At 60.7% G+C, this 12246-nt stretch carries 10 protein-coding genes; 2 read left to right on the top strand and 8 right to left on the bottom strand.

Annotated features, from left to right (window positions below; translation table 11 throughout):
* Positions 1-8: 8 nt before the first annotated feature.
* Genes asnB through AC0L21_RS12920 form a run of 5 tightly spaced genes read right to left on the bottom strand, consistent with a single transcriptional unit; the run spans position 9 to position 6150 of the window.
* Positions 9-1886, bottom strand: coding sequence for an asparagine synthase (glutamine-hydrolyzing) (gene asnB / locus AC0L21_RS12940; protein ID WP_473261898.1), 1878 nt, complete (start codon positions 1884-1886; stop codon positions 9-11).
* A gap of 3 nt (positions 1887-1889) precedes the next feature.
* Positions 1890-3434, bottom strand: coding sequence for a lipopolysaccharide biosynthesis protein (locus AC0L21_RS12935; protein WP_473261896.1), 1545 nt, complete (start codon positions 3432-3434; stop codon positions 1890-1892).
* Between the two features lie 49 nt (positions 3435-3483).
* Complete coding sequence (locus AC0L21_RS12930) at positions 3484-4584, bottom strand: DegT/DnrJ/EryC1/StrS family aminotransferase (protein WP_473261894.1); 1101 nt, start codon at positions 4582-4584, stop codon at positions 3484-3486.
* Between the two features lie 43 nt (positions 4585-4627).
* Positions 4628-5092, bottom strand: a complete 465-nt coding sequence (locus AC0L21_RS12925; protein WP_473261892.1) for an acyltransferase — start codon at positions 5090-5092, stop codon at positions 4628-4630.
* Positions 5089-6150 (bottom strand): Gfo/Idh/MocA family protein, encoded by a 1062-nt coding sequence (locus AC0L21_RS12920; protein WP_473261890.1) that lies wholly within the window; start codon positions 6148-6150, stop codon positions 5089-5091. Before AC0L21_RS12920 ends, AC0L21_RS12925 begins: the two co-directional genes overlap by 4 nt.
* 350 nt (positions 6151-6500) lie before the next feature.
* Here AC0L21_RS12920 and AC0L21_RS12915 point away from each other — a divergent pair, with 350 nt between their 5' ends.
* Complete coding sequence (locus AC0L21_RS12915; RefSeq protein ID WP_473261888.1) at positions 6501-7349, top strand: SDR family oxidoreductase; 849 nt, start codon at positions 6501-6503, stop codon at positions 7347-7349.
* A 486-nt stretch (positions 7350-7835) separates the two neighbouring features.
* Entirely contained in the window at positions 7836-9029 is a 1194-nt protein-coding gene (locus AC0L21_RS12910) for a CaiB/BaiF CoA transferase family protein (RefSeq protein WP_473261885.1), read from the top strand.
* A 73-nt stretch (positions 9030-9102) separates the two neighbouring features.
* Here the strand turns inward: AC0L21_RS12910 and AC0L21_RS12905 are convergent, their stop codons facing one another.
* From AC0L21_RS12905 to AC0L21_RS12895, 3 genes are all read right to left on the bottom strand, one after another.
* Positions 9103-9912 (bottom strand): outer membrane protein, encoded by an 810-nt coding sequence (locus AC0L21_RS12905; RefSeq protein ID WP_473261883.1) that lies wholly within the window; start codon positions 9910-9912, stop codon positions 9103-9105.
* A 152-nt stretch (positions 9913-10064) separates the two neighbouring features.
* Positions 10065-11591: a tripartite tricarboxylate transporter permease gene (locus AC0L21_RS12900; protein ID WP_473261881.1), complete on the bottom strand. Its 1527-nt coding sequence runs from the start codon at positions 11589-11591 to the stop codon at positions 10065-10067.
* A gap of 11 nt (positions 11592-11602) precedes the next feature.
* Positions 11603-12145, bottom strand: a complete 543-nt coding sequence (locus AC0L21_RS12895) for a tripartite tricarboxylate transporter TctB family protein (protein ID WP_027519067.1) — start codon at positions 12143-12145, stop codon at positions 11603-11605.
* Positions 12146-12246 lie beyond the last annotated feature (101 nt).

The following is a 12246-nucleotide window of genomic DNA, read 5'->3' as shown; positions in this document are numbered from 1 at the left end:
TTCACAACTCAACGAACTAAAACGCTGCTTTCGTCAAGGTCGATCCCAACCTGCAGGCGAGCCAACATCCACTTCATATGAAGATAGGGCCAGATACGGCCGGCCGACTCCCAATCCCATGATTGATTGCGGTTGAGCCTGAGAACCGCTTTTTCCAGCGCCGGTTCGTCAACCAGTTCGGCAAAGGCGGCGACCGGCTTGGTCAACAGCGAGGCCGTCCAGTCCGAAAGCGGGCCGTTCAACCATTCCGGCATCGGCGAATTGAAGCCGACCTTACGCTTGCCGGCCCGAATCGATTCCGGCATGTGGCCGGCCATTGCCCGGCGCGCGATCAGTTTTGAAACGCCTCCGGCATATTTCGTCTGTTCAGGAAGAGCGACCGTATAGGTCACCAGACGCCAGTCCAGAAAGGGCATGCGCACTTCAATGCCATGCGCCATGGAGAGACGGTCAAAATTCCGCAAGATCGTCGGCAACACGGTTCCGTGTAACATGCGATAAAGCCGGCGGTTGAAAGCTCCCCACTCACGCGGCAGGCGGTCGCCATCGCCCACGACCGGGAACGGGCGCGGCAACGCGAATAGCCCCCCACGTAAAAAAAACTGTCCTTTGCGCTTGATCATCGCCGCACGCGCGATATCCACCACGCGCGCAAGAGGCCCCCACAGCGACACCATCGCTGATAGCAAGTTGCGCAGCCGGAAAGCCCCGATGCCGCCCGCTTGCAGATAGCCACCCATCAGCTCATCCGCGCCATGACCATCGAGCGACACCAGCACCTTTCGGCGACGCAGTTCCCGGTAAATGAGCCATACCGCAGTCGGCAGCCCGATATAGACATCGTCCATATCCTCCAGCACGCGATCGAAATCCTTCAAGGCGTCATCGATGCCTATCTCGACGACCACGGGATCTACGCCGGCCCAAGCAGCCGCCTCCTCGGCCTGAGGCCGCTCGTCATTGGGAGAGCCCGGGAAGGACGCAACGAACGCGTGGCGCCAAGCATGGTTGCCACGTGCTCCCATCCCCGCCTTCTCGGAATCGGACATGGTGCAGATGATGGCGGACGAATCGAATCCGCCGGACAGACAGGTGCCGATCGGCACGTCGCTGCGCATGCGCAATTTTACTGCATCACGAAAAATTTCGCCGAAACGATCAACCTGGCCCGCATCCGTCTGCGGCAATGGCGGCAGATGGTCGACCGTTCGCCACCAGCGCGTCACCCTGGTGCGGCCCGCCTTGACCAAGAGATAATGTCCTCCTTGCAGTCGCCGGACCTCCCGATGCAGCGTGCGCTCGCTGCCCTCGATGTTGAACGCATCGACCAGGATCCGGCGGGCCACCTCCATGTCGATATCGGTCGGCACCAAGCCGCATCCGGTCAGCGCACGCATCTCCGAGGCAAAGACCAGCCGTCCGCCCGCAACCGAATAAAGCAACGGCTTTATACCGAAGCGATCGCGGGCCAGAAAGACATCGCCGGAGGCGTTATCGACGATCGCAAAGGCCCACATGCCGTTGAAGCGCAGCAGCATGTCGGGGCCCCAGGCTTGCCATGCCGCGAGGATGACCTCGGTATCGGATTCGGTGCGGAATGCGATGCCCAGCGCTTCAAGTTCCGTGCGCAATTCGAGGAAATTATAGACCTCGCCATTGTAGGCGATCACATAACGGCCGTCGCCCGACGCCATCGGCTGGTTGCCGCGCGCGCCGGGATCGATAATGGCCAGACGGCGGTGGCCGAGCGCGATGTGCTTGTCCTCGCTGAACCAGAATCCGGCGCCGTCGGGACCGCGGTGAGCGATCAGACGGGTCAGGCGTTCGACCGCGCCGGGAGCAACGGCCCTGCCCTGCAGATCGATGATACCGGCGATACCGCACATTTATCAGACACCTCTCGCGGGAAGAAACCGCGTCGCAATACGCTGTAGATCGCGCCGGCAAACCTCTCCGTAAGGCCCAACGCTGGAGACCGCAATAACAACCGCCAGAATCGCCGCCACTGAGACGCCGTACAGGCCTGCGACCTGCCACCAGGTGACGCCCTGATTGAGGTCATAGCCCGCGATCCAGAATCGCAGCAGAAGAGCGCACGCGACCCCGACGCCGATCGGCATCAGGACGAAATGCCCGACCCGGCACCAGATATCCGGCAGGTCGAAACTCCGCCGCAGCAGAAGCGTCATCACAATGATCTGTGCCAACGCGCCGACGCAGGAACTCCAGCCGGCGGCGGGCCATCCAACATAAGGCAGCGCCGCCGCGCTGGTGCCGAGCGTGAAAAATGCGGTGACCAGCGAGATCGCGGCGTTGGTCCGCGTCCTGCCATTCGCCAACAGATAAAATGCGAACACATTGGTGCCACTGCCGAGAATGCCCGCGACCGCCAGCACGATCAGGACGCGCTGGCCTTCCGCGGCGACCTCGGCGCCGGTCCACAAATGCAGTACGTTACCGGCGACGGGAATGAGCGCTCCGAGCACGCCGACCGCCAGAACATTCAGCACCCAGGCCGCGCGGAAAAACAGGTCGCCGACGCGTTCGTCACCCTGACCCTGCAGCGAACTGAAAAACGGAAAAAGAATCTCTCCGATCTTCAAAACGCCGATATAAATCGCTTCCTCGAGCCGCTGCGCGATCACATAGTAGCCAACATTTTGTGGTTGCAAGAAAGCACCGAGCAAATAACGATCAGCTTGTCCCGAAACAAGGCCACCGCCCTGCGCGACCACCTGCCATTTGCCGGTATGCAGCAGACCTGCCAGCCACGTCCGACGCAGCGCCGGATGAGCCACCCATTCGGTCAGCAACAGCCGCGATAATAATGCCGATAACGTGAGAATGGCTGCAAATCCCGCTGTCTGGCAGGCGATGAAGGTGGACGCGAACGGCCATCGCGGAATCAGCACCAGCATCAAAAGCGTCGAGCATACCGTCCCGGCAATGTTGACCATGGCGAGGCGCGCATAGTCCTGGCGCGCCACGAACAGCGCGAGGAAAACACCGGAAACACACTGGCATAACCATCCCAGGGCGCCGAAACAAAACGCGGCAAGCAAATCACCGGAAAGATCGCCGCCCAAATTGAAAGCTTGCCGCGCCAAGGCAGGACCGGCGAGCGGGAACAACGCGGCAAGCGGAATACCGACGGCGAGACTGAGAAACAGCGCCGTCGCAAAAAGCTGCCTGGCCTCCTGAAGCTTTTCGGAAGCCAGCCGTTGGGCCAGTTCGCGCGCAATCATCAACGCGAGCGAACTGCTGAAGATGAGGGCGGGAGCAACGCAGGCAATAACCAGCCCTGCAATTCCGAACGACGCGACGCCCAGACGCCGGATGACAAAGGGCAGGATCAGCAGGTTCAGCCCGACACCGACCAGAAACGCCGCCGCGTTCCAGGTCGAGTTTGCCAGCAATCGGGAGCCGCTTTTCATATTATTTCTTCAATCGGTTCTGGTTCGATGCCGCCGCCGGCAGACATCGCTAACCGAAGGCACGAATGAGATCGACCACGGTCTTCTGCTGCTGCGCCGTGATTTCCGCGAACATCGGCAATGACAGGATGCGGCCCTGATGCCGGTGCGCATTCGGGAACTGCTCGGGGCGGTGGCCGAAACGCCGATATGCATCGAGATACGGCAGCGCGACGGGATAGTTGACAGCGGTCTGCACGCCGTTGGCGCTCAGATGCGCGGCGAGCTTGTCGCGCTGCGGATGCTGGATGGTGTAGAGGTGATAGACGTGGGTGCGGTCGGAAGCGACCTGCGGCACCACGACATTTTCGATCTGGTTGAGACCGGCATCATAGACCGCAGCCGCGGCCTGCCGTGCTTCCGTCCAACGCGGCAAATGCGGCAGCTTGGCCGACAGAATAGCGGCCTGCAGCCCGTCCAAACGGCTGTTAATACCCTCGATCTGATGCTGATGCTTCACCAGCCCGCCGTGCCGGGCCAGCATCGCCATTCGCTCGGCGAGATCCGGACTGCCGGTGACGATGGCGCCAGCATCTCCCATCGCCCCGAGATTCTTGCCGGGGTAAAACGAATAGGTCGCGGCATCGCCGAAGGTCCCGATCTGCTGATCTTTGAAGCGCGCCAGATGCGCCTGGGCGCAGTCCTCGATCACCCACAATTTGTGCCGGCGCGCGATCGCCATGATCGCTTCCATGTCGGCCGGCTGGCCGTAGAGATGAACCGGAATGATCCCGACGGTGCGCGGGGTAATGGCGCCTTTAATCGCCGCGGGATCGATGGTGAAGGTCCGCGCATCGGTATCGCAGAATACCGGGGTTGCGCCCGCATGGGTGATCATGGCCGAGGTGCTGATCCACGAATGCGCTGTCGTGATGACCTCATCACCGGGCTTCACCTTCAGCGCCGCCATCGCAATATAGAGCGCGTCGGTGCCATTGGCGCAGGAGATGCAGTGGCTGGCGTGGACCGCGGCGGCGAACTCCCGCTCGAACGCATTGACATAGGGACCCCGGATGAATGCGCTGTCACGAATGACGGCGGCAACCGCCGCGTCGATTTCGGACTTGATGCTCTGATATTGAAGATGAAGGTCCGCGTAGGGTACAGCCATCGATTAAGGCCTTCTGGTCAGAAACCGGCAAACCGCATGCCCATTATGCACGCGCGCGAATGCGTGCCGGATTGCCAACATAGGATCCGGGCACGGTAATGTCCTTTGTAACCACCGCGCCCGCCCCGATCACCACGTCGTCGCAGATTTTTACCGGAAGAATCGTGGCGTTGGACCCGACCGAAACGCGATTTCCGATGGTCGTGGAGCGCCACAGATCTTTGCGTCCGCGCGCCGGTCCGCCGGTCGCAAACGTATCGTTGATGAACATCACGCCATGGCCGATAAAACAGTCTTCGCCGATGGTGACGAGTTCGCAGACGAACGCATGAGACTGAACGCGCGTCCGCGCCCCGATCCGCGCAGACTTCTGAATCTCGGTGAAAGGGCCGATGAAGCAGTCATCGCCAATTTCGCAGCCATAGAGATTGCAGGGCTCCGCGATCTTGACGCGTGCGCCGAACACGACGTCACGCACGCCGACATGCGTGACCTCGGGCTCGCTCATGGCAACTCACCGAGACGGCACAGCTGCGGAACGAAATTCAGCGAGACTTCCTTGCCGGTCTCGATCGATTCATACAGAGCGCAAATCAGCTCTAGGCTCTTGCGGCCCTGCAGGCCGTCGACCAGCGCGGGACTCTGGTCGTTGAGACATTTGACGACATGCTCGTAATAGGCCTGATGCCCGAAGCCGTAGACGTTCGGCGGATTGACCGAAAACTTTTCCATGACGTCGGCGTCGGAAGGCACCTCCTCGGTAAACCGCCAGTGCCGGATCTTGTTGACGGCGAAGCCGGCGATTTCCACCGTACCCTTTTCACCTAATACGGATAAGGAACCTTCGAGGTCATTGGGCCGGATTGCGGTTGTCGCCTCGATGATTCCAAGCGCACCGTTCTTGAATTTTAGCGTTGCTACCGCCGTGTCTTCGGCTTCGATTTTCACCAGGGCAGTCGCGGCCCGGGCATGCACACTAACGACGTCCCCGAAAAACCATTCCAGCATGTCGACATGGTGGCTGGCCTGGTTGGCGAGAACGCCGCCATCATACGCCCAGGTCCCACGCCAGTTGTCTTGATCGTAGTAGGCCTGATCGCGGCACCAGCGCACCCTTACCGTCCCCAGGACGAGGCGCCCAAATCGACCCGCATCGAGGGCCTCACGCGCCTTCACCACAGGAACATTAAATCGGTTCTGCTTCACGACGAATAGCTTGACGTTCGCAGCATCGCAGGCGCGGATCATGTTGTCGGCGTCCTGAAGTCGAAGCGCCATTGGCTTCTCTACAATGACATGTTTTCCGGCTTTGGCGGACGCAATCGTATGGGCGGGATGCATGCCACTTGGCGTGAGCACCGAAACGGCCTGCATTTGTCCTTGTTTCAGGAACGCGTCGATGTCGTAGAAAGCCGGAACACCAAACTTGAATGCGAGTGCATCAGCGCGTTCTGGGACTTCGTCGCAGACGGCAACGAGCTCGGCTCCGGCGATGTGGCCTCCCCCAAGAAGGTCGGAATGGCGCTTCGCAATACGTCCGCAGCCCAGCAAGCCGAATTTGATCACTGCACACCTTTGTGGTTCCCGGTTACGAACCCGATCCTGACCATGATCCGGCCCGGTTTCAAATTCCAAACCGCAACCAACTTCGTTTTGAGCGATTAAACCAGCGGCACCGCTTCTCGAACCGCATAGCCGAACCTCCAATGATTATCAATAGGTTAACACCGTACCCAGTTCACCGATCGCCTGTCACTTTCCCGTCCACCCACAGGGAAGGTGCCAGGATTGGCCCGCAGCCGACGTTCCGACGCCAAATTCTCGCGAACTCTTGCGCAATGCCGCAAAGGTCATATTGCTAGTTTGGGGCGTTTTCTTAGGAAATGTGGATTGGGTGGGTCGTGCGGAGAGACGCAGTGGAGAGCGAAAGAAGCCTAATTATCGGAGCCACCGGCTTGGTCGGCGGATACATTGTCGAACAGCTCATCCGAAATGGTCAGCGACCGCTTGCACTATCAAGATCGCGTCAAACCGGCGACGGTGTGGATTGGTTGCAGGGGGACCTTGAAAGACCAGAGGCGTTCAAGGTCCCGAACTATGCAACCCTGTATTGCACCGCCAATGCAATTCTGTTGCCAGGGGCACTACCGCATCTCTTTAATCCCTCTCTTAAGCGCGTGGTCGTCTTTACTTCGACAAGCGTCGTCACAAAGATCGACAGTGAAATCGCCGCCGAGCGGGTCCATTTGCAAAGATTGGCTGATGCGGAGCAAAGAATTGCAGAGATCTGCAGCCAGAACAAGATCGGCTGGACGATTCTGCGTCCGACGCTGATTTATACCGAAGGCCGGGATACCAACATCACCCCATTGTCGAAACTCATCAAAAAATTCGGATTTATGCCTATTGTTGGAGGGGGATTAGGATTGCGGCAACCGGTACACGCGCAAGATCTCGCGACTGCAGCTATCTTTGCGGCATCAAGCGTGTCGGCGATAAATAAGATCTATTCGTTGCCTGGTGGCGAAACACTCACCTATAGGGAGATGATCGGCCGGATTTTTGACGGCTTGGCAATGCCTCGACGCATCATTTCAGTTACGCCCTCTTTGTGGAGGGCTGCTTTCAAATTTGCGAAGCCGCTTTTTCCAAACGCCAATGCCGCGATGGGTATAAGAATGATGAAAGATATGACCTTCGATGCAACACCCGCTAAGGAGGACCTTGCTTGGAATCCGCGAAAGTTCAATCCTCGGTTTGACTAGGTGACGACCTCCGCGTGATGGCAACCACCGAAAGTTACAGCGGCGTCAGGCATGGGTGTGAAGCCTCAATGACTTGCGTCATGCTACGTCACGTGAATAGTCCAACTCGGATTGAAACAGGCAGCTTGGATGAGATGACTCTGCGAAAATGCGAGTTCTCGTCACGGGTGGCGGCTAAAGGGGGATTTCATTTGCCGAGGCGCCGAAAAAGAACCATCGCGGATGACTTTCGACATCCGGTTGATCTGGCGGCTGGGCTTTTCAGTGAGGAACATTGGTGGAGCGCAAGCTGCACGACGCGGAAACGGAAGTTTTGTCCGGAGCTTCGCGCGGAAAGCCTCCCGCCGCGCCGTCGGAAACTGTTTGGTTTCCGGGCTGAGTTCACGCGGCAGAGTTCAGGCCGTTGTGTTGCAAAAGACTAGTCGCGAACCGCGGGTCAAAGTACCCGTCCGATCGTAACTTCATCTCACCGCGGGAGTAATCTGAATGGCAGTTCCGAGGGCATCTATGGCCTTGTCCCGCTTCACCGTGCTTGATCTAACCCGGGTCCGATCCGGGCCCACCTGCGTGCGGCAATTAGCGGACTGGGGCGCGAACGTGATTAAGATCGACGCGCTCACCGAGGATGCCGGCGGCGAGCAGCCGGGCGGGCCGCGGCGGGGCTCCGACTTCCAGAATTTGCACCGCAACAAGCGCGCGATGACGCTGAATCTAAAGGATGAGCGTGGGCCCGGCGTGTTCAAGCGCCTCGTCGCCAAGGCCGACGTTATCGTGGAGAATTTCCGCCCCGACGTGAAGAAAAAGCTGGGTATCGATTATGAAGGCCTCGCCAGGATCAATCCGCGCCTCGTCTACGGCAGCATCTCCGGCTTCGGCCAGGACGGGCCCTACCACAAGCGGCCGGGCTTCGATCAGATCGCGCAAGGCATGGGCGGGCTGATGTCGATCACGGGCGCGCCGGGCGAAGGCCCGATGCGAGTCGGCATTCCGGTCGCCGACCTCACCGCCGGTCTGTTCTGTGCCATGGGCATCCTCACCGCGCTGCTGGAGCGCGAGGTCTCGGGCAAAGGCCAGTGGGTGCAGACCTCGCTGCTGCAGGCCCAGATCTTCATGCTCGACTTCCAGGCCGCACGCTGGCTGATGGAGAAGGAAGTGGCCAAGCAGGCCGGCAACAACCACCCGACCAGCATTCCGACCGGCGTGTTCAAGACCTCCGACGGCTACATCAACATCGCCACTACAGGTGGGCGGATCTGGGAGCGCTGCGCGCAGGCGATCGGCGCGCCGGAACTTTACAGCCATCCCGACTATCTGACCGCGCCGGCCCGCTCCAAGAACCGCGACGCGCTCAATGCCGAGATCGAGAAGCGGACCTTGGCGAAGTCCACCGAGACCTGGGTCCGTGAACTGAACGAGGCCGGCGTGCCCTGCGGACCGATCTACGCCATCGACCAGACGTTCGAAGACGAGCAGGTCAAGCATCTCGGCATTGCGCAGGAGGTGCCGAATGACGAGGGTCGCGAGATCCGCCTGGTAGGCCAGCCCGTGACGCTATCGCGCACGCCCAGCAGGATGGTCGCGCGGCCGCCGGAGTTCGGCGAGCAGACCGACGAAGTGCTGAAGGAGTTCGGCTTCGGCGCGGACGAGATTGCCAAGCTCAGGGACGCCAAAGTGGTGTGAACGTCTCACACCGGGCGAACGACAAAGACCGGCGCGAGGCCGGGCTTTGCTTCTCGTTGACGCCTTCGAGTTCTCAGTACTTCGCAACCACCGGACCACCAAACTGGTAGTTGATGCCGGCACGCAAGACGTGATCGCGGAAGCGTACGTCGGTGTCGTTCCCTGTTCCGCTGAAGTAGGTCTTGGCGCCGAGATCGATGTAGAGGTACTCCAGCTTTGCCGACCAGTTGGGGGCGAATTTCTTTTCTAGGCCTGCGCCGAGCGTCCAGCCCACTCGGGTCTGGCGTTCCGACGACGTCGCACCAGTAGCCGAAATGGGAGCGCCGATCGGCGTGTTGCCGTCGAACAACTGAAGGGTGAGCGTCGGCGTGCTGGCGAACTTGACCTCACCGACCGCCAGACCGCCCGTGGCATAGAGCAGCAGGCTCGGATCGATCAGGAAGCCACCTCTTGCACGGAAGGTCGCGAACCAGGGGAAATCGGTGCTGGTGGCGGAGGACGCCGTGACGCCGAGCACGCCAATGCGGAGCGTTCCCAGCACGTTGTTCGATCGACCGCGTTCTCCAGTACCCTGAATGTCGGCCTCGACGCCGACGACCCACTTCCGGTCCACCTGCCAATTGTAGCCAACTTGGGCCCCGCCGAGCCCGCCATCGACGTTCTGCTTGACGGTGGCCGCACCTGCAAAGGGCGCGCCGATCAACGCGGTCTCGTTCGCCCGACCCCAGCTATAGCCGCCGTTCAACCCGGCGTAGAATCCGGTCCAATTATAGCTGGGATCGACGATCGGCGGCGCTTTTACATACGGCTTGGCCGCGAGATCGGCAGCCATCGCGTTCGTCGCCAGCAACGAGAGCGCCACTGTCACCACAATTAGCTTCATGAAATTCCCCCTGCGACAAAAAGCAAAATCTAGTCGTAGCGTACCCCAGAACGTAAAACCGGGCTGTCGCAGGGCGGCAACATCTGGAAACAATCGCCAGGCGTCAGCGGCTGGGCTGTGGCGACACATAACAACTAAGGCACTGATCTAATTCAACTTTTCGTCGCGACACCGTTTTGTCCCGCCGCCGTCCAACCGAGACGGCCGAGCAAGCTGTCGATCACAGGCCAAAACAGCAGCACGATCGCCAAGGTTGTGATCGATCCGACCAGGCCGTTGGACCAGAACACCTTGAGGTCGCCGCCGGAGCCGATCATCGACAAACGGAAAGCATCCTCGGCGCGATTGCCGAGCACGAGCGCCAACGTGAACGGCGCCAGCGGGATGCCGATCTTCTTGAAGACGTAGCCGACGACGCCGAAGCCGAGCATCAGCCAGATGTCGAACATCGCGTTCTGGATCGCATAGGCGCCGATCGCACAGGACACCACGATCATCGGCGCCACCCCCGCGAACGGCACGCGCAGGATCGAGGCGAAGATCGGCACCGTCGTCAGCACCAGCACAAGACCGACGACATTGCCGAGATACATCGAGGCGATCAGGCCCCAGACAAAATCCTTGTGCTCGACGAACAACAGCGGTCCCGGATTGAGTCCCCACACCATCAACCCGCCGAGCAGAATCGCGGCGGTGCCGGAGCCGGGAATGCCGAGCGCCAGCATCGGCAGCAGCGCCGCGGTGCCGGAGGCATGCGCCGCCGTCTCGGGCGCGAACACGCCCTCGATGCGGCCCTTGCCAAAGCTCTCGGGATCCTTGGCAAAGCGTTTTGCCAGGTTGTAACCCATGAAAGAGGCCGCAATGGCGCCGCCCGGGGTAATGCCGAGCCAGCAGCCGATGAAGGAGGAGCGCAGCAACGTCACCCAGTATCTCGGCAGGTCTTTCCACACACTCAGCACGACGCGCAGCGAAATGCTCGCCGCGTGTCCGCGCAGCGCCAGGCGCTCCTCCATCGTCAGCAGGATCTCGCTGATGCCGAACAGGCCGATGACGGCGACGAGGAAGTTGATTCCGCGGAGCAGCTCGGACGAGCCGAAGGTCATGCGCAGATTGCCTGACACCGTGTCCATGCCGATGCCAGCGAGCAACAGCCCCAGCGACATCGAGATGACGGTCTTGTGCTTGGCCTCGCGCCCGAGACCGACGAAGGAGCAGAAGGTCAAAAGATACACCGCGAAGAACTCGGGCGGCCCGAACTTCAACGCAAAGGACGAGATCATCGGGGCGAGGAATGTGATCAGCAGCACCGCGACCAGCGAGCCGATGAAAGAGGACGTGAACGCCGCCGTAAGCGCCTCCGCCGCCCTGCCCTGCTGCGCCATCGGATAGCCGTCGAAAGTGGTCGCGACCGACCAGGCTTCGCCTGGGATGTTGAACAGGATCGAGGTGATCGCGCCGCCGAACAGCGCACCCCAATAGATGCAGGACAGCATCACGATCGCCGAGGTCGGATCCATCGTGAAGGTGAGCGGCAGCAGGATCGCAACGCCGTTGGGTCCGCCAAGCCCGGGCAAGACGCCGACGAAGATGCCGAGCACCAGCCCGACCATCATCAGCGCGAGCGTTTTCCACGTCAGCAGGACGGCGAAGCCGTGAAGCAAGAGACCGAAAGCTTCCATCGCGAGCTCGCCTAGTAGCCGAAGGCCGCTTCGAGCGGCCCTTTCGGCATGATGACGTCGAAGGCGATGTCGAAGGTAACGAACATGATCGCCGTGAATACGACAGCGGTGAGCAGCGACTTCCACAGCGCGATCTTGCCGACGAGGCGCATGAAGCTGGCGATCAGCAGGAAGCTCGCGACATAGAGGCCGAGAAACTGCGTCGCCAGGCAGAACAGCAGCGTCGGCACGAACACCGCCATCACGCGGCGGGCTTGCGCGCGCGTGACGAAGGTCTCGGGTGCCGCGCGGTGCGCGACCAGCGCCACGATCAGGCCGTAGAGGCTGGCACCACCGAGGATGACGGAGAGGTAGAACGGGAAATAGCCGGGCTCGGGGCCCGTCGAATCCCAGGAGGCGCCGGTGCGCCAATTGTCGTAGCCGAGCGTGGCGGCCAGCGCGAGCAACAGCAGACAGACGAATATCTCGATCGTGCCGGAGGAGACGACGGAAGGTGAGTCGTCTTCGGGCGCGGTCGGATCGTCAACGACGATTTCAAGATCGGTTTGGGGCATGAGCTGACAACAACCTCTGCGGCTGATTCCCTCTCCCGCTTGCGGGGAGAGGGTTTGGGTGAGGGGGAGTCACGGCGGGGGACGGTGAGAGTTCGACTCGC

The organism is Bradyrhizobium sp. WSM4873 (assembly GCF_055811355.1).
Note: the sequence above shows the minus strand (reverse complement) of the source record. Positions and strands in the feature narration are given on the sequence as shown.